This is a genomic window from Pseudomonas sp. CC6-YY-74, assembly GCF_002025205.1.
GTDB lineage: Bacteria > Pseudomonadota > Gammaproteobacteria > Pseudomonadales > Pseudomonadaceae > Aquipseudomonas > Aquipseudomonas paeninsulae.
This window is the reverse complement of the sequence record NZ_CP019947.1, coordinates 977,142-995,125: the sequence shown is the minus strand read 5'-3', so window position 1 is coordinate 995,125 and position 17,984 is coordinate 977,142. Positions and strand designations below refer to the sequence as shown.

Sequence of the window (17,984 nt, the reverse complement as noted above, 5' to 3'; positions counted from 1 at the left end):
CGATGATGTGCGCTAGATATCACTCAGCAACTGATCGATCACTTCGATAACGCTGGTCACCGTGTCTTCGGTGATGCACACCAACAGATCGCAATAGAAGCTGTGGGTTGCCACTTCGAAGTGGATCTCCAGCACCAGCGCCTGATGGCCACGCAATTCCGCGGCGCCGAGTACCTCCTGCAGCGAACGCCCACGCGATAGCAGCGAGGGAGACCCGTAACTCACCTTGATATCGACCTGCTGCGCCAGGCCATTGCTACAGGCCCCAGTGAGGATATTGGTGACATCCAGCATCAGTTCATCCTGGATGCTGTGTTTTCCCACCCCTTCATAACCCATCAAATCGGCCAACTGATCGGCCCCATTCTCACCAAAGCAGACCATCACCTCACCGCGCAGGCGACCGAGAAAGGATTGACGGGTGATGATGGCCGGCTGACTGGCAATCATCAGCTGGCTCAACAGGCTGGTATTGCTCACGTCGACGGCATGGATGCGCGGCACTGACAGGGTGACGAAGGTTTCGGTCAAGCGGGCCAGGCGGTCAGCTGCCTGGCCCATGGCCACGTTCATCAGTTCCTGCAGGGCATCGCGCTGGTCTTCACTCAGGTTCGCCAGTTGACTGTTCATCTAGATCAGCCCTACGTCATACAGCGCCGCCTGCAAGGCCTCGGGGCTAATCGGTTTCTTGATGAAGGCCGCCGCCCCCAGATCGCGCACTCGCTGCTGGGCTTGAGGCTGGATATCGGCGCTGATGACGATGACGACGGCATTGGCATCCTCGCGCTTGAGTTGCTCCAGGGTACGAAAACCGCCCATCACCGGCATGGTCAGATCGAGAAAGATCACCTCGGCATGGCCCGCATGGAATGCCGCCAAGGCTTCCTCACCGTTAGTGGCCTGGGTCACGACAGCCTGCAAATCCGCCGGCAGAGCTTTGAGCACCAGTTTTCGCGACATGGCCGAATCATCGACTAGCAGTATTTTAAAACGAGCGATCCTCTGCTTCTTGTGATGCTTATGGCTTCGCGTACAGCGCCTGACCGCATGCTGCATGGCCACCCTATCAAGGTGCCGGCACCTTAGCCGACCCCCTGCCCGTTGCCATGCAGGACGCTCAAGCGGGCCCACAGGCCCGTGGCTTACGCCGGATAGCCGGTGATCGCTCGAATGCGCAGATACAGCGGTTTGAGCTGCCGGTACATGTGCAGGTAGACCTCGCGGTACAGCTGCTCGTAGATGCGCTGCGCCGCCGGGTTGGGCTGGAAGACCTGGCCAACCCGGGTCATGGCCTTGCTTGCCGTGGGAAAGTCCGGGTGCAGGCCGAGGCCCACCGCGCAGTCGATGGCCGCGCCCAGGCCGGAGGTTTCGTAGACATGCGGGCGCTCGGCCGGCAGGCCGAAGATATCGGCGGTCAACTGCATGGCCGCATCGCTCTGCGAGCCACCACCGGACACACGCAGCCGGGTGATCCTGGTGCCCGAGCGCTTCTCGATCTTCTCCTTGCCCTGGCGCAGGGCGTAGGCCAGGCCCTCGAGAATGGCGCGATAGATATGTGCGCGGGTATGCACATCGCCAAAACCGATGATCGAGCCCTTGGCCTCCAGTCCCGGTTCACGAATACCCGGCGACCAGTAGGGTTGCAGCATCAGGCCCATGGAGCCCGCCGGCACGGCATTGACCAGTTCGTCGAACAACGCTTCGGGTTCGACGCCCAGCTCCTTGGCGCGCTGCATTTCGCGCTGGCCGAACTGCTGCTTGAACCAGCTGACCATCCAGAAGCCGCGGTAGATCATCACCTCGGTGTTGAAATGATCGGGAAGCGCCGCCGGGTATGGCGGGATCAGCGCAATGGTTTCCAGGTAGGTGCGCCGCGTGGTGTTGATGGTCGCGGTGGTGCCGTAGGACAGGCAGCCGATATGCGGCTCCAGCACACCCGCGCCGAGCACTTCGCAGGCCTTGTCGGCACCGGCGGCGATCAACGGCAAGCCTTCGGGAATACCGGTGTGGCGGCTGGCGGCGGCGCTGATGCTGCCAAGCTGCTCACCTGGCTTGTGCAGTTGTGGCAACTGCTCGCGGCGCACCGGTATGGCTTGCCACTTCCAGTCACGCGGCGCGGCCCATTGCAGGCGCTTGTAGTCGAACGGCAGGTAGCCCACGCAGCAGGCCAGCGAATCGACGAAGCGACCGCACAGACGATGGCTGAGAAACCCGGAGAGCAGCAGGACCTTATCGGTTTTTGCCCAGATCTCCGGCTGGTTCTGCGCGACCCAGTTGACCTCGGCCTGGGCGCGAAAATGATCGACCGCTTGTTGCGCGCCGATCAGCTTGAACAACCAGCCCCAGGGCCCCTTGATCCTGCCGCGAACTTCGGCCTGACGCTGATCGAGCCAGAGGATCGCCGGGCGCAGCGGTTGACCCAGCGCATCGACATGGATCAGCGTGCCGCGCTGAGTGGTCAGCGCCACGCCCTTGATCAGGCGGCGGTCGATATCCACCTGCGCCCACAGCCGTTTGCAAGCCTCGCCGAGGCTGGCCCAGTAATACTCCGGATCCTGTTCGGCCCAGCCAGGCTGAGTGGAATAATAGGCCTCAAGCTCCACCTTGCCCTTGCCGACCAGATTGCCGTGCAGGTCGAACAACAGCGCACGCACGCTCTGGGTGCCGTTATCGATGGCCAGCAAGTAGCTTTTTTCGCTCAAGACACAGTCCTTCTTATCAGGTGTGCAGTCGCCTGCACGGTCGGGCTAGTGGATATCTAGCAGGCTGTACAAGCCGTAGGGTGGGCCGGGCGGCGTTGCGCTTTAGCCCACCTAGGCATGCGCCGCCACCTACGGGCGATCGCAATCCTGCGGCAGGCTGTAACAACTGCGCCAGAGCGCCAGATAGTCACATTCCTCCTGCTCCCAGCGCTCATCGTCCCAGCCCAAACGCGCCTGGCACAGTCCACGAATGCGCGGCAACTCCGCCCGCGCGCCGTCCGCCAGCAGCAAACCAAGGCGGGTGCGGCGCAGCAGCAGATCGTCCAGGTGCAGCACCAGCTCGTTCTGCGCCGCCCAGGCCAGCTCCACCCAGAGCGTGTCGCTGCCGGCCGCCCGCTCGCTGCCCACCTCATCGAGCAACGCCAACAAATCAGGCAGTTCGCGACCATGGCGGCCAGCCAGGCGCCGCTGCTGACTGGGGCCGAGCGTGGGCATCGCGGGCAGCACGCCGGGACGAAAAGTCTCGCTAGCCTGATCGTCCAGCGGCCGGCCGATCATCTCGGCGCAGGCCCGCAGCACTTCCAGGGCCAGCAGGCGGAAGGTGGTCAGCTTGCCGCCGGCCAGGGTCACGCAACCGGGCTCGATCCACAGCGCGTGTTCACGTGTCTCGTCCGAGGGTTTACGCCCTGCGGCGCCGTCGCTGACCACCGGCCGCACCCCGGCCCAGGTCGACAGCACGTCGCTGGCCGTGATTGCCGCACCGGGAAACTGCTGGGCGCAGGCCGCAAGCAAGTAATCCACCTCTCCGCCGCTGATCCGCGCCTCCTGATCCAGCGGCTGCGAATGATCGAGATCGGTGGTGCCAACCACAGTCGCGCCTTCCCAAGGGAAGACGAACACCGGACGCCGGTCCGCGCCATGCATGAAGCTGAAGGCATGCGCCACCGGTAGACGCCAGGCCGGCAACAACAGATGGCTGCCACGCAGCGGACGCACATGCTCGCTGCCCGGCGTTGCGCGTAACTGATCCGACCAGGCGCCGGTGGCCTGGGCCACGACCCGGCTGCGAAAACTGAAACGCCGCCCGCTTTCGCGATCCTCGGCGAGCAGGCCAACCACCCTCCCGCTGTCGCGCAGCAACTCGATCACCTTGACCCCGTTGAGCGCCTCGCCACCGTCGCCGCGGGCCTCACCCAACACGCGCATGACCAGACGGGCGTCATCGGTCACCGCATCGAAGAAGCGCGTGCCGCCGAGCAGGCCGTCTTGCTTGAGGCCCGGCGCCAGATAGCGCAGCTCCTGCAGCGGGTAGTACAGATGGTTGCGTTTGCCCGCCAGGGCGTCGTACAGCGCCAACAGCCCGCCAAACACTTTCGGTCCGGGAAACTGCCCTTGGTAATGCGCCATCACGAAGCTCAGCGGCTCGACCAGGCCGGGAGCTTCCTGCAACAGCCGCTGGCGCTCACGCACCGAGTCGCGGGTCAGGCCGAACTGGCCCTTGGCGATATAGCGCAGGCCACCATGGACCATTTTTGAGGAGCGGCTGGAGGTGCCCCAGGCGAAATCGCGCTGCTCCAGCAGCAGGCATGTCCAGCCGCGCCGCGCCGCCTCGCGCAGAATGCCGGCGCCGCTGATACCGCCACCGATGACGATCAAGTCCCAGTCGCGCGCGGCCAGCTCGGGCAGCGCACTCTCGCGCCAGGCGGCGTTCCAGGCGGGCATGCTCATGGCTCGATCAACACGCCAGGAGCCAGGCGCTGCTCCGGGTCGAAGTGCGCGGACAAGGCCTTGAGCGCCGCCATGCCCAGCTCGCCCTTCTCCACAGCCAGATAGGGCGCGTGATCACGGCCGACGCCATGCTGGTGGCTGATGGTGCCGCCGTTGTCGACGATGGTCTGGCTGGCGGCGTGCTTGAGCTTTTGCCAGCGCGCCATGGCCTGCTCGTAGCTATTGCCGGGCCGATACACGTAGGTGGTGTAGATGCTCGATCCTTCGCCGTAGACATGGGACAGGTGGGTGAACACGTGCACCCGCTCGCCCTCCTCACTCAAGCCCTTGCGCAGGCTGGCCTCGACCTTGTTCAGCAGACTGTCGACATTGCTCCAGTCAGTGGCGGTCTCCAGGGTGTCCACCGCATAGCCGGCGCTCCACAGACCATGGCGCAGGTAGGGGAAGCGAAAGCGGTTCTCCGCCCATTTCTTGCCCAACAGGGTGCCGCTGAATACGCCGCCGAAGCCCTTGAGCAATTTCTTCGCCTGTCGCAACGAGGCGGCGTTCTGCACCCGGCTGCCGGTGAGGCCGAAGGTCAGCATGCACTTACCGTCGCGGGCGCCGCGCAGGGCCAGGTATTTTTCCAGCCAGGCGATCTGTTGCGGATGACCGGCCAGCGCCAACTGGGTCCTGGTTTCGATGGCATTGGACAGTCGCAGCATGGACAGCGGCACGCGCGCCTGGGCCAGGTTGCGGATACCGGTCAATGCCTGCTGCCAGTTAGGCATGAACACCGCGTAGAAGTGCTCCTGCTCGGCCAGGCGACTGATGCGCACCTTGACCTCGGAAATGATGCCGAAGCGCCCTTCCGAGCCCATCAGCATTTCCCGCAGGTCGGGGCCGGCGGCGGAAGCCGGGAAGCTTGGAATCTCCAGGGTACCGGCGAAGGTCTCGACCTTGCCGCCGGCGAACAACTGCTCGATCCGTCCGTAACGCAGCGACTGCTGGCCACTGGAGCGGCTGGCCACCCAGCCACCGAGAGTCGACAGTTCCCAGGACTGGGGAAAATGGCCGAGGGTGTAACCACGGGCGCGCAGCTGACTTTCCACCTGCGGGCCGTTGGCGCCGGGACCGAACGTGGCGATCAGGCTGTCCTCGTCGATCTCGATCAGCTTGCCCATGCGTTCCAGCGACAGGGTCAGCACCGGTCTTTGACTAACTTGCGGGTTGATATGCCCGGCCACCGAAGTGCCGCCACCGTAGGGAATCACGATCAAATCGTGTTGACTGGCCCAGGCCAGCAACTGGCGAATTTGCGCGGCGCTTTCCGGGAAGGCGACGCCATCGGGAAACACACCGAACTCGCCGGAGCGCATCGCTAGCCAGTCCGTCAGGCTCTGGCCACGGGCGTGGCGCACCCGTGTCTCGGCGTCCAGGCTGATCAGCGGGTGGGCCAGCAGACGCGAAGCCGGCACCTTGGCCAAGACCTGCTCCAGACTGGCATCAGCCAGCACCTGGCCCGGGCCGATCAAGTCGGCGAGAAAGGCCTCGCCATGGCTCGGCAATTCCACCACTGTTGCCTCATCGCCCCAGCCGTTCCAACGTCGCATCTGCCTCTCCCTCTGGATATGTCGGTCGCCATCATTGACTGCCTATACTAGCCAGCCGCCGCGCGGCGTCACTGTCGAATCGGGACAGGCGCTGTCGCCAATCAAGCCATTGCGAATAAGAAGTTTATGCACAATCTCGGCTACACCTCGGTTCCCGCCCTGCTCAAGTACCTGCGCCACGCCGAACAGCTGGGCCTGGATATCGCCCAGGCGCTGACGGCGGCCGGCGTGCAGGCCGAAGATCTGGCGGACAACGGCAAGCGCATTGCCGGTGCAGTCCATCAACGCCTGCTCCAGCACTTGATCGAGGTCTCCGGCGACCCGCTGTTCGGCCTGCATTGTGCGCGTTTCGTGCAGCCCGGCTCGTGGAGCGTGCTCGGCTATATCGCCATGAACTGCGCCACCCTCGGCGAGGCCATGAGCCGTATCGTGCCCTACGAAAAACTGGTGGGCGATATGGGCGTCAGCCGAATCGAGGCGAGCGCCGATCACGTCAAGTTGATCTGGAGCTGCCGCCACCAGGCCGCGCCGATCCGCCGGCATATGGTCGAGGACGTACTGGCGTCCTGGTTGCTCTACGCCCGCTGGATCGCCGATATGCAGCGCTCACCGCAGGAAGTCTGGTTCGAGCACGCCTTGCCCGATGGCGTGGACAGCGCCGAGTACAGCGCGGCATTCGGCTGCCCGGTGCGCTTCGAGCAACCCTGCAGCGCCCTGCTCGTCCCGCTGGACTACCTCAGCTTGCCGCTACGCCAGGCCGACGCCAACCTGCTGCGCACCCTGGAAGAGCATGCCCTGACCGTAATGGCCGGCCTGGACGAAGACGAGGCGCTACCGCTGCGGGTCAAGAACGTCCTGCGCCTGCAGCTCAAGGACGGCCTGCCGCGCAAGGAACGGGTAGCGGAAAAATTCAACATGACGCTGCGCACCCTGCAGCGTCACCTGCAGCAGGCCGACACCAGCTATCAGCAGATCCTCGACCAACTGCGCCAGGAATTGGCCGAGCACTACCTGCTGCGCAGCGAGCTGGCGATCCAGGACATCGCCAGCTACCTGGGCTTTACCGAACCGCGCTCCTTCCATCGCAGCTTCAAGGGCTGGACCGGCCAAACTCCGGGACAATTCCGCGAGAACAAGCGCCAGGCGCAGAACCCATAGGGTGGGTGCAACCCGCCCTACCCCAGAATCTCGCTCAGCCCGCAGGGTGGACTTCAGCCCACCACTTATCCCGCAGGATGCGATGGAGCTTGCGATAGCCATCGCTGCCCAGCTTTAACCGAGGATTTCGCTCAGCGGGATAAAGCGCAGGCTGTCGCCCTCGGCCAGGGTCGTGCCCTCCAGCACCTCGGCCAGCCCCTCGGCCCAGGCGGCGCTGCGCAGTAAGCCGGAACTCTGGTTGGGATGCAGCACCACGCGACCATCTTCCAGGCGCGCGCGCAGGTACTCGCGGCGCTTGCCCGGTTTGCTCCAGGTGAACCCGGCCGGCATGGCAAAGCCCAGCGGCTCAACCTGCTGCACACCCATACGGCGCAGGATATAGGGCCGCGCCAGCAGGCCGAACGTCACCAGGGTCGAGCCTGGATTGCCCGGCAGGCCGATCACCGGCACGCCGCGGAACTGGCCGCAGGTCAGCGGCTTGCCCGGTTTGATCGCCAGCTTCCACAGGGTCAACTCGCCCTCTTCACGCAGCGCCACACCGAGAAAGTCTGCCTCGCCCACCGACACTCCGCCGGTGGACAGGATCAGGTCGACATCGCTCAACGCCGCCAACGCCGCGCGGGTCAGTTGCAGATCGTCGGCGAGGATGCCGCCATCCACCACCGCGCAGCCGAGGCGCTGCAACCAGGCCATCAGCAGACGGCGATTGCTGTTGTAGATCTGCCCCGGCCCCAGCGGCAGGCCCGGCTCGACCAGTTCGTCGCCGGTGGACAGCACCGCTACCCGCAGACGCCGGCGCACGCTCAGCTCGGCGATCCCCAGCGTGGCCGCCAGGCCCAGTTCGATCGGGCCAAGGCGCGTCCCTACCGGCAACAGATGCTCACCGATACGGGTTTCCTGGCCTTGTGCCCGGACGTTCTGGCCGAGTCGCAGCGGCTCGCTGAAACGCACCCGAGCATCCTCATCGACCACCACGTTTTCCTGCATTTCCACCGTGTCGGCCCCGGCCGGCAGCGGCGCGCCAGTGAAGATCCGCGCACAACTGCCGGGCTGCAGCGGCTGCGGCGCACTGCCGGCCTGGATACGCTGGCTGACCACCAGCGGCTCACCCGTCCAGTCGGCCAGGCGCAGGGCGTAACCGTCCATCGCGCTGTTGGCCCAGGGCGGCAAGTCCAGCCCGGCAATCAGCGGCTCGGCCAGCACCCGGCCGTCGCCGTCGGCCAGGGCGACCTGCTCGTTGGCACTGATCGGCATCGTCTCGGCCAGTGCCAGCAAACGCTGCAGCGCCGCCTCGACCGGCAGCAGGCCGGGTTGCTCGCCGCCGCTCACCCGCGGCTCTCGCAGGCAGCCGTCTGCTTCAGATGGGCGACAAAATTACAGGGACCATGGCGGGCATCGAGTTGCTCGGCGAGGATGCCATCCCAGGCGGTGCGACAGGCGTTGGTCGAACCCGGCAGGCAGCACACCAGGGTGCCGTTGGCCATGCCGGCCAACGCGCGAGACTGGATAGTCGAGGTGCCGATATCGGCCACGGAAATCTGCCGGAACAGCTCGCCGAAACCGTCCACTTGCTTGTCCAACAGGCAGGCCACGGCTTCCGGAGTACTGTCACGGCCGGTGAAGCCGGTGCCGCCAGTGATCAGCACCACCTGCACGCTGTCGTCGGCGATCCAGGTCGCGACCTGGGCACGGATCCAGTACAGGTCGTCCTTGAGCAACACCCGCGCGGCCAGGCTATGCCCAGCCGCCTGCAGGCGGTCGACGAACAGCTGACCGGAGGTGTCGGTTTCCTGGCTACGGGTATCGCTGACGGTCAGCACGGCAATATTCAACGGCACGAATTGCGCCTCGGCCTTGTGGTTCATGGCAGGCTTCCAGTTGTCTGAGAGAATGCGCGATGTTATATCACAGGCCCACCTTTGGAGGCTCTGCCATGCCCGCCACCCCTGTTCTGCCAAGCTGCTCCGTACTGCTGTTGTGCGGAGGACGCGGACAACGCATGGGCGGCCGTGACAAGGGCCTGATCGAGTGGCAGGGCCGCCCGTTGATCGCCTGGCTGCATGACCTGGTGCGACCGCTCAGCGACGACCTGATCATCTCCTGCAACCGCAACAGCGAACGCTACAGGGACTTTGCCGACCGTCTCATCAGCGACGACGACGAACACTTCCAGGGCCCGCTGGCCGGCATCCGCACCGGCCTGCAAGCGGCCCGCCACGACTATTTGCTGGTGCTGCCGTGCGATACGCCCCTGCTCGACCGTGCCTTGCTCGATGAGCTACTGGGTCATGCCGGCAGCCACCCGGTCATGGTGCGTCAAGGCGATTTCTGGGAGCCCTTGTTCAGCCTGATCCCGAAATCCCTGGGCAGCGCACTCGAAGAAGCATGGCTGGCCGGTGAACGCAGCCCGCAACGCTGGCTATGCCGGCATGATCCCATTGCCGTCGTTTGCCCGCCCAACGACCCCCGCCTGGCCAACCTGAACACCCCGCAACTGCTCGCGCAGAACAGCAAATGAATGTCGACCACTGAACTTGACCGCCAATTACCCGTCAGAGGCTGAGTACACTGCCCCTATAAACTCAAGGAAACACGTCATGACTCAGCGGATTCTTCCCGCTTTCCTGCTAGCCCTGGGCCTGGCCGCACTGGCAGGCTGCGTATCGCCATCGGTAATCACCCTCAACGATGGCCGTGAAATTCAGACCATCAACACACCGGCGTTTGATGATGACTCGGGCTTCTACGAATTCGAACAACTCGATGGTAACCGCGCCAAGGTCAACAAGGATCAAGTGCGCTCCATCCAGGAACTGTAAGCACAGCCTGCACCCAGGCGGTCACTTCAGCCAATTGGTGACCCCTGATTACTGGCTAAGAACCGAAAGGACTCGTAGGGCGCCCTGCAGCTAGAAAAATATCAACCTAAGCCCTTGTGCAACAAAACTTTTTCAGTAAAATGCGGATTATTCGGAGTGTAGCGCAGCTCGGTAGCGCGTCTCGTTCGGGACGAGAAGGTCGCAGGTTCGAATCCTGTCTCTCCGACCAAATCCCAGTTTCATCCTGCTTCGTGTAGGTACTGAAACAAGCAAAAAAAGCCCGCTTCGTGCGGGCTTTGTTTTGCTCATTGAAAACGCTCTGCTCATAAAAAAACGCACTTGGCAGAACCAGCGTGCGTTTTACTTGCGCAGACTCAGCACACCTCAGGCAAGGCTTTGAAATGCGTGCAGTAGCGCCTTGCTCAAGTCCACGGTAGAAAACTTGGTGAGCACATCATTAGCGCCGACCGAGCGAGCTTTTTCGGTGTTCATGGTGCTGTCTAGCGAGGTGTGCAGCAGCACATAAGTCTGGCCGATGTCGCTGCGCTGACGAATTTCCCGGACCAGGCTGTAACCATCCATCTCCGGCATTTCGATATCCGAGACCAGGACTTCGATCGGCAAGCCGGCCTGGTGTTGGGTAAGCAACACGTCCAGCGCACTGGCGGCGCTTCTCACCGCCTGGCAATCCAGATCAAGCTTGCGCAACGTGGCCAGCGTTTGCTGCAAGGCCACGTGGGAGTCGTCCACCACCAGGACACGACGACCGCTGAGCAGTCTGCGCTCGGCCTCCGTGAGCAACTGCTCATCGACCTCCTCCGGGAGCGCCGGGGTGATCTCGTGCAGGACTTTCTCGATGTCGAGAATCTGCACGATGGCGCCATCGATTTGGGTCACCCCGGTGATAAAGGAACGCGTCCCGCTGCCGGCTGGAGGCGGACGCACGTCGCTGGTGGAGCACTGGACGATGCGCTCGACACTTTGCACCTGCAGACCCTGGCGCGAGCGGCTCAGTTCGGTGACGATCAGGCAGCCGTCCTGGCTGTCACTCTCGCCATGCGAGCCAATTGCCCGCGCCAGGTCGACCACGATCAAGGATGCGCCGCGCAGGGTTGCCAGGCCGCGCACGTGGGGATGGCGATTGGGCAACTTGGTCAATGCCGGGCAAGGAATGATTTCCTTGACCTTCAGCAGGTTAATGCCTAACAACCGGCCATTGTGCAAACGAAACAACAGCAGCGATAACGCATCCCCCAGCACCACACTCATCAACCACCCTCCGTTTCGAATTCAGCTCTGCATATGCTCAGAGCCTAACAGTTCAGCCCGACCCATCCGACAAAAAGTCACCTGACCACCTACCCAGCTCAGCGATTGCCCCAGCGCCGTGGTCAAGGCATCACCCCGCACCCAGTCGTGTTCACTCAAGCCAAATGAGTCGTTTTCTTGTGCCCCGGATTACATCCGGACTACGCACTGAAGAACATGCGGAATCAGGACAACTGGAACCCTTATCGACCAGCAGCGCCGGAACTAAATACTCAGCGCAAGAACTCTACAACCTGCTCGGCCTCGAACGGCCAGTTGAGTTCGGCCCCGGTATCGCAGCGCCGCAATACGGGGATGCGCAAGGCATAGCGCTCGACCCAGTCTTCGCGCTCGACGATGTCGATCAGTTCGACCAGCAAACCATGTTCGACGAAAGGCATCAGCATTGCCTCGGCCACATCACATAAATGACAGCCAAGGGTGCCGAACAGTTGGCATTCAGGGAGCATCCGCTGGCCTCCATAATAGGGACTTGCAGTCTAGCACCGCGCCCTGCAGGCGTAAGGTGGCGCCATCAGACCTCATGGATTAGACATCAGGTCGCGGTCGGCACCGCTGCAGGATCGAGCAGGCCTTGCAGGCCATCGAGCAGACGACTGTTAAGCAGCTCGGCTTTTTCCAGGCGCGCCATGTCGAGACGTGGGTCCAGCGCAAAACCGCCCTTGAGCAGTTCCTGCAAGCCACTCCGACCACCCTCAAGCAGGTTGTCGACGTTGCGTAGCGCCTCTAATAAGCCCTTGGCATAATCAATCAGCGACGTATTGACCGCACTGGCCACCTGACCGCCCTGCTCGGCCACGGCACTATAAGTGTCGGTGGCCTGACGCACACTGCTCTGGGTCAGGCGCAGGGACATCGAGGCCAGTTGTTCGCCATCCAGCTCCAGCGCCATGGCGCGATCGAAAGCGCCCGCCAGATCGCCGGCATAGAACTTGTCGGAAAGGTCCTGCACCTGAGCAAAAAGCTTGTCCAGGGCCGCGCGTTCCTGTTCGTCCAGCTCACCTTCGACGCTGACCTGCCAGGCACCGATCTGCACGCTGCCGGACTGGCTGCTGGCGACCAGCGCCGCAGTGTTGCCATCGCTGGTGGCGACAGCCCTGGTGTGCGACCAGCTGGCCGACGCCTGGGCGACAGAGATGCGCAGGCGATCGCCATCGCGGGTGGTCACCGCCATCTCGAAGGTTTGCGCGACGGCGGCGGTTCGCTCGCTGGTGGCCGCGACCCGGCTATTGCCAGCGGCTTCCAATGTTGCCGGATCGAAGCGTTTGCCGAGGTCGCCCAGACCCTCCTGGATGCGCTGGTGGGTGTCGTCGATATCCGCAGCCACCTTGCCTTGCAATACGCCCATGCCATCGAGAATTTTGCGCGCCTCGGTAAAGCCTTTCTCCACGCCATCGCGCGCCTGAGTCATCAACGCTTGCAGCTTGGCGGGATCGGCGCCGGCGGCCTCTTCCTTCTGCAGACGCTGCTCGATAAACCCGAGAACCACCGAGGCGACCTTTTCCGGGCTAAACGCATCGCGCTTGCCACTTAAGGCATCCGGCGCCAGACCGAGACGCTCGGCCAGGCGATTGGCCAGGGTCTGCTGTGCGTCGGCCGCATTGCGTATAGCTGTCGGATTGTTCAGCAGGGACGAACGTGAAGCTGACGATGCGAGCGAGGCCAGGGGATTCATGACGAAGTACCAGAGCAGGATATCTACACGGTTGACGGCCGCGCGCCGACAAACTTGAGCCGGGAGCAGGTACTGGCTGACCAGAGGCGCGAGTGTCTCAATCTCCAAGCGCCCAAGACAGCCCCAACTGTCGCCAGGGTCACGCGGAGTACTGACTCTGCTACTGGCCCACGATGTCCGCATCCGCGAACGCCTGGACCTTTATCCAATCAAGACTCGGCAGTCACACGCAAGTTACTGATAAATAAAGCGTGCCGACTAAAGTCTAAAGGCTAGCCCGACCCGCTCGTGGTTTATTCCGCAATGCCGGAACAGGTCGGTCATGCGCCGGTCCGCACACCATCATGGAGACAATAATAATGAGTAAGACGCGCCTCGCCCAAGCAGTGGCATTTGCCACCCTGGGCGCCAGCCTCACCCTACCGTCCCTGGCTCACGCCGAATTCATCAAGGACAGCAAAGCCAGCTTGGAACTGCGCAACTTCTACTTCAACCGCGACCTACGCCACACCACGGCCGCGCAACAATCCAAGCGCGAAGAGTGGGCACAGGGCTTTATCTTCAAAGCCGAATCCGGCTTTACCGAAGGCACCGTCGGCTTCGGTCTGGACGCCTATGCCGGCCTGGGGTTGAAGCTCGACTCGTCGGACGAACGCGCCGGCACCAACCTGCTACCGAACAGTTTCGGCGATGAAGGGCCGGGCGAGTACTCGGAAGCGAGCGCCACGCTCAAGGCCAAAATTTCCAAGACCGTGCTCAAGGTCGGCGGCCTGATGCCCAAGCTGCCAAGCGTGTCGGCCAACGACTCGCGTCTGCTGCCGCAGAACTTCCTCGGCGGCCACCTGAACTCCCAGGAGATCGCCGGCCTGACGATCGATGCGGGGCAACTGAAGGAGCTCAACCAGCGCAACTCCAGCGACTTCGAGGATCTGGGCGTTAATAGTACGGGCGGCATACGCAACTTCAAATTCGGCAGCAACGGCAATCAGGGCAACGACTTCAACTTCGCCGGCCTGTCCTATAAGTGGCAAGACAACCTGACCACCAGCTACCACTACGGCCAGCTGGAAGAGCTGTACAAGCAGCACATTTTTGGTCTAGTGCATGTACTGCCGATCGCCGAGAAACAATCCTTCAAGACCGATCTGCGCTACGCTCGCACCACCGACGACGGCCGCAGCAACATCGACAACAACTACTTCGGCGCCATGTTTACCTACGCTCTGAGCGGCCACAGCCTCGGCCTGGGCTACCAGAAAATGAGCGGCGATACCGGCTATGCCTATCTCGACGGCACTGACCCGTTTCTGGTCAACTACGTGCAGATCGGCGACTTCGCTAGCAAGGACGAGACTTCCTGGCAGGCACGCTATGATTTCAACTTTGCCTCCATCGGCATTCCCGGCCTGACCTTCATGACTCGCTACATCAGCGGCGACAACATCGACCGCGGTGCAACCCTGTCCGAGGGCAAGGAGTGGGAGCGCGATATGGACATCGGCTACATCGTCCAAGAAGGCGCCCTGAAGAATCTCGGAGTGAAATGGCGCAACGCCACGGTGCGTTCCGACGCACTCGGCGAACTCGACGAAAACCGCCTGATCGTTTCCTACACTATCCCGCTGCTGTAACCCTGACTGAAAACAAAAAGCCCGCTCATTCGAGCGGGCTTTTTACCTTTTAGATCGCCTTGATCAGTCCTCGGTATGCGAGCCGATCTTGTGGATAGACAAGTCGGCGCCAATGAACTCTTCTTCCTGGCTCAAGCGAATGCCGACCAGCGCCTTGAGCACGCCATACACCAGCAAGCCACCGGACAACGCCACCAGCACACCCAGGGCAGTGCCGGCGAATTGGCTGCTCAGGCTGACACCACCCAGGCCGCCCAGAGCCTGCTGACCGAAGATTCCACAGGCGATCCCGCCCCACACGCCGCACAGGCCGTGCAGCGGCCAGACGCCGAGCACATCGTCGATCTTCCATTTGACCTGGGTCGCGGTGAACGCCCAGACGAACAACGCCCCGGCGATGGCGCCGGTGGCCAAGGCGCCTACCGGGTGCATCAGGTCGGAGCCGGCACAGACCGCCACCAACCCAGCCAACGGGCCGTTGTGCAGAAAGCCCGGGTCATTGCGCCCGACCAGCAAGGCCGCCACGGTGCCGCCGACCATCGCCATCAGCGTATTGACCGCCACCAGGCCGCTGACGCTGCCCAGGGTCTGCGCACTCATCACGTTGAAACCGAACCAGCCGATGATCAGGATCCACGAGCCCAAGGCGAGAAACGGAATATTCGACGGCGCGAATGCCACCAGCTTGCCATCGCGATAACGCCCATTACGTCGCCCCAGCAACAACACCGCCCCCAGGGCCAGCCAACCGCCCATTGCATGCACGACCACCGAGCCGGCGAAGTCATGGAAAGGCGCGCCGAACTGCGCCTCGAGCCAAGCCTGAACGCCGTAGTTGCCGTTCCAGATCACGCCTTCGAAGAACGGATAGACGAAAGCCACGATCAGAATGGTGGCGCACAGTTGCGGACCGAACCTGGCGCGCTCGGCGATACCACCGGAGATGATCGCTGGGATCGCTGCGGCGAACGTCATCAAGAAGAAGAACTTGACCAAGGCATAACCGTTGTCTTCGGTCAGCACGCTCGCCGGCTCGAGGAAAGTCACGCCATAGGCAATCCAATAGCCTATAAAGAAATAGGCTAGGGCCGACACGGCGAAGTCGGAGATGATCTTCGACAAGGCGTTGACCTGATTCTTCTGGCGAACCGTACCCACCTCGAGAAAGGCGAAGCCGGCATGCATGGCCAGCACCATGACCGCACCAAGCAGGATAAACAGGGTATTGGAGCCGTGAATCAGGGTTTCCACAGCACTATTGATGTTTTCCATCAGCGAAGAAAACTCCATGGTTAGGAAAGACGCACCAAAGCGGGTCGCTTATAAGTGCGTACGCACCATCAAGCAGCATAACAAGCGGCCCACTTCATGTAGCACAGCCATACAGGGCACTAAAACAGTCCCGATAAAAACTGCACAGAAGGTACTTAATCTATATTTATTAGTGACTTATCAATGCACCTTGGCGTCCAGGCCGACCCTTGGCAAGCCCCATAAAAGAGCGCTCAGCCAAGGGCGCGCACCAGCACAATGCAAGCGTTGTACCAGTGCATGATCGGTCAGCAGCTGAAACCGCCTGGCAATATGAAGGAAGAAGGAACCCAATCCCCGCACAACACTCGAACCTCTTACACTGAACAGAACCGCTCAAGGAGAGACCCGATGCCTCGTAAAAACGCCAGCGCAACAAGCCAGGACGAACTGCTCAACGAATTTCAGGCACTGGTTAGCGACACTGAAAAACTGCTGCAACATTCGGCCAGTCTGGTTGGTGAGCAAGCCGAAGAGCTGCGCGAACAGATCCGCACCAGCCTAGGGCGCGCCCGCTCCACCTTGCACAATGCAGAAGACTCGCTACGTGATCGCGGTAAGGCTGCAGTCCAGGCAACCGAGGGTTATGTGCAAACCCATCCCTGGCAGACTCTGGGCGTGGCAGCCGCCATCGGCTTGCTGCTGGGCATGCTGATCACGCGGCGCTGATGAGAGAAGACATGGACGCCACACCACCTGCCACACCCAGCCGCGGCGGCTCGCCGCGGCGCTTTGCCGGTGCCCTGCTGGGTTTATTGCATGGCCATATCGCACTGTTTGGCGAAGAGTTGAAAGAGCAGAAAAGCCATACACTTCGCCTGCTGGTACTGACCATCCTGAGCCTGGTGTTTGGCTTTCTACTGATGGTTGGCCTGTCCGCTGCGCTGCTGATCAGTTTCTGGGATAGCCATCGGCTGACCGTGATCATCCTTCTCTGCGCGACTTATACCCTGGGCCTGCTGATTTGCCTGCTGCGCCTGCTGGCACACCTGCGCAATGCCCCTCCACCGTTCAGCGCCAGCCTCGAAGAACTGGCCCGCGACCGCGAGCAACTGCTGCCATGAGCCTACCTGAACTACCTGCCAAAGCCTCGCGCAGCGAGTTGCGCAAAGCCATGCTGCGCCTGCGCCTGGAAATGCATCGCCAGGAGCTGCGTCATGAAACGCTGGTAATGCTGCAACCGCTGCGCCAGGCGCAGTATTTCAGCAGCCATTGGCGTGAAGAGCTGGGCAACAGCAATGCACCCCTTTGGGTCGCCGGTGGCGCCCTACTGCTGGCAACGCTGGGTATACGCCGCGGCAACTGGCGACGCTGGCTGCGCATCGCCCTGGTCGCCTTCCCGCTGCTCAGGCGCAACCCGCCACGAGGCACTGACAACGAGGCAAAAGCCCCATAAGCGTGCCACTCGATCTTGCCTAGCTGAACCATAACGCCGCACTTAGCGGCGTTTTGCTTACTGCCCATAAGCGAAGGAAGTGCCCGCCGCTCGACGGTCAACTGCTCGCCGTCTTTCAACCTTTTATCGACACCGCCGCTAGCCCCCTGCACTCGGCCGAGCCACTGCTCAGCGCTGCGAAAACCTCCCGCTGTCCCGCTGCCGCGAGCAGGCCCTGGCGCGCTTCCATGGAGCCCCCACCGACTGGTTCCTTAGCCTGAATATCTCGCCACGCTGAATCAGTCGACTGCGCCCCGCCCAGCCGCTACCCAGCTTGAAGCAATTGCAGGGCAGCGGCATCGACCCATCGCGCAGCGTCTTCGAGATTGCCTAACTGGGCGGCGCCAGTCAGCGCTTGCCCGGCGTGGTGGCGCGCCCCCGTGAAGCCGATGCGCGCATCGCCATCGATGACTTCGGTGCTGGTTATGCGCGACTCGATCGGCTGCTGGCCTTACCGCCGGACATTCTCAAACTGGCTATGCGTCTGTTCCAGGCAGCCGTCAGGGGCGGCCCCAGCGACGAAGTGGTCAAAGCCCCGACGCAGATAGCCGAGAAAAACGGCTGCAGGCTTATAGCCGCGGTAAGCGCAGGCATGCTTACCGGC

The 17,984-nt window shown here is 62.5% G+C and carries 18 protein-coding genes, 1 tRNA gene and 1 pseudogene; 9 read left to right on the top strand and 11 right to left on the bottom strand.

All coding sequences use genetic code 11. The features are described 5' to 3' along the window. Positions 1-12: 12 nt before the first annotated feature. The 5 genes from B2D37_RS04640 to B2D37_RS04620 all read right to left on the bottom strand — a co-directional run bounded on the left by B2D37_RS04640 (position 13) and on the right by B2D37_RS04620 (position 6,022). The gene (locus B2D37_RS04640) at positions 13-630 is read right to left on the bottom strand and encodes a chemotaxis protein CheC (RefSeq protein ID WP_079201615.1); all 618 of its coding nucleotides are present in this window, start codon (positions 628-630) and stop codon (positions 13-15) included. Further along, the gene (locus B2D37_RS04635) at positions 631-981 is read right to left on the bottom strand and encodes a response regulator (RefSeq protein ID WP_256573187.1); all 351 of its coding nucleotides are present in this window, start codon (positions 979-981) and stop codon (positions 631-633) included. A 161-nt stretch (positions 982-1,142) separates the two neighbouring features. After that, positions 1,143-2,702, bottom strand: coding sequence for an FGGY-family carbohydrate kinase (locus tag B2D37_RS04630; RefSeq protein ID WP_079201613.1), 1,560 nt, complete (start codon positions 2,700-2,702; stop codon positions 1,143-1,145). 129 nt (positions 2,703-2,831) lie between these two features. After that, positions 2,832-4,424 carry a glycerol-3-phosphate dehydrogenase/oxidase gene (locus B2D37_RS04625; RefSeq protein WP_177345263.1) on the bottom strand — a complete coding sequence of 531 codons (1,593 nt, stop codon included), beginning with the start codon at positions 4,422-4,424 and terminating at the stop codon, positions 2,832-2,834. A gap of 2 nt (positions 4,425-4,426) precedes the next feature. After that, on the bottom strand, positions 4,427-6,022 hold the full coding sequence (locus tag B2D37_RS04620) for an FAD-binding oxidoreductase (RefSeq protein WP_079201611.1): 1,596 nt from the start codon (positions 6,020-6,022) through the stop codon (positions 4,427-4,429). 126 nt (positions 6,023-6,148) lie between these two features. On the opposite strand from B2D37_RS04620, the gene B2D37_RS04615 reads away from it, so the two are divergent. After that, positions 6,149-7,180, top strand: coding sequence for an AraC family transcriptional regulator (locus B2D37_RS04615; RefSeq protein WP_079201610.1), 1,032 nt, complete (start codon positions 6,149-6,151; stop codon positions 7,178-7,180). A 114-nt stretch (positions 7,181-7,294) separates the two neighbouring features. On the opposite strand, the gene glp is transcribed toward B2D37_RS04615, so the two are convergent. Together glp and moaB are read right to left on the bottom strand one after the other, a co-directional pair. After that, a complete protein-coding gene (glp, locus tag B2D37_RS04610) occupies positions 7,295-8,509 on the bottom strand; it encodes a gephyrin-like molybdotransferase Glp (protein ID WP_079201609.1) in 1,215 nt (404 codons plus the stop codon). Then, the gene (moaB, locus tag B2D37_RS04605) at positions 8,506-9,045 is read right to left on the bottom strand and encodes a molybdenum cofactor biosynthesis protein B (protein ID WP_079201608.1); all 540 of its coding nucleotides are present in this window, start codon (positions 9,043-9,045) and stop codon (positions 8,506-8,508) included. Before moaB ends, glp begins: the two co-directional genes overlap by 4 nt. Positions 9,046-9,113: 68 nt before the next feature. Between moaB and mobA the strand changes: the two genes are divergently transcribed. The 3 genes from mobA to B2D37_RS04590 all read left to right on the top strand — a co-directional run bounded on the left by mobA (position 9,114) and on the right by B2D37_RS04590 (position 10,228). Beyond that, entirely contained in the window at positions 9,114-9,698 is a 585-nt protein-coding gene (mobA, locus tag B2D37_RS04600) for a molybdenum cofactor guanylyltransferase MobA (RefSeq protein ID WP_079201607.1), read from the top strand. Between the two features lie 79 nt (positions 9,699-9,777). Next, a complete protein-coding gene (locus B2D37_RS04595; RefSeq protein ID WP_079201606.1) occupies positions 9,778-9,999 on the top strand; it encodes a YgdI/YgdR family lipoprotein in 222 nt (73 codons plus the stop codon). A 152-nt stretch (positions 10,000-10,151) separates the two neighbouring features. Continuing rightward, positions 10,152-10,228: transfer RNA gene (locus B2D37_RS04590), tRNA-Pro, on the top strand. A 155-nt stretch (positions 10,229-10,383) separates the two neighbouring features. On the opposite strand, the gene B2D37_RS04585 is transcribed toward B2D37_RS04590, so the two are convergent. From B2D37_RS04585 to B2D37_RS04575, 3 genes are all read right to left on the bottom strand, one after another. Next, positions 10,384-11,268 carry a chemotaxis protein CheV gene (locus B2D37_RS04585; protein WP_079201605.1) on the bottom strand — a complete coding sequence of 295 codons (885 nt, stop codon included), beginning with the start codon at positions 11,266-11,268 and terminating at the stop codon, positions 10,384-10,386. 272 nt (positions 11,269-11,540) lie between these two features. Next, on the bottom strand, positions 11,541-11,777 hold the full coding sequence (locus B2D37_RS04580) for a glutaredoxin family protein (protein ID WP_079201604.1): 237 nt from the start codon (positions 11,775-11,777) through the stop codon (positions 11,541-11,543). 86 nt (positions 11,778-11,863) lie between these two features. Next, positions 11,864-13,003, bottom strand: a complete 1,140-nt coding sequence (locus B2D37_RS04575) for a DUF5610 domain-containing protein (protein ID WP_079201603.1) — start codon at positions 13,001-13,003, stop codon at positions 11,864-11,866. 359 nt (positions 13,004-13,362) lie between these two features. Between B2D37_RS04575 and B2D37_RS04570 the strand changes: the two genes are divergently transcribed. Continuing rightward, positions 13,363-14,634 carry an OprD family porin gene (locus tag B2D37_RS04570; protein ID WP_079201602.1) on the top strand — a complete coding sequence of 424 codons (1,272 nt, stop codon included), beginning with the start codon at positions 13,363-13,365 and terminating at the stop codon, positions 14,632-14,634. A 63-nt stretch (positions 14,635-14,697) separates the two neighbouring features. On the opposite strand, the gene B2D37_RS04565 is transcribed toward B2D37_RS04570, so the two are convergent. Continuing rightward, positions 14,698-15,906, bottom strand: a complete 1,209-nt coding sequence (locus B2D37_RS04565; RefSeq protein ID WP_079201601.1) for an ammonium transporter — start codon at positions 15,904-15,906, stop codon at positions 14,698-14,700. 390 nt (positions 15,907-16,296) lie between these two features. Between B2D37_RS04565 and B2D37_RS04560 the strand changes: the two genes are divergently transcribed. From B2D37_RS04560 to B2D37_RS04545, 4 genes and pseudogenes are all read left to right on the top strand, one after another. Next, positions 16,297-16,614: a YqjD family protein gene (locus B2D37_RS04560; protein ID WP_079201600.1), complete on the top strand. Its 318-nt coding sequence runs from the start codon at positions 16,297-16,299 to the stop codon at positions 16,612-16,614. Positions 16,615-16,625: 11 nt separating this feature from the next. Beyond that, a complete protein-coding gene (locus tag B2D37_RS04555) occupies positions 16,626-17,009 on the top strand; it encodes a phage holin family protein (protein ID WP_154067036.1) in 384 nt (127 codons plus the stop codon). Next, entirely contained in the window at positions 17,006-17,341 is a 336-nt protein-coding gene (locus B2D37_RS04550; RefSeq protein ID WP_079201598.1) for a hypothetical protein, read from the top strand. Before B2D37_RS04555 ends, B2D37_RS04550 begins: the two co-directional genes overlap by 4 nt. A gap of 53 nt (positions 17,342-17,394) precedes the next feature. Continuing rightward, positions 17,395-17,957, top strand: a pseudogene (locus B2D37_RS04545) (EAL domain-containing protein); the annotation flags it as partial. Between the last annotated feature and the right edge of the window lie 27 nt (positions 17,958-17,984).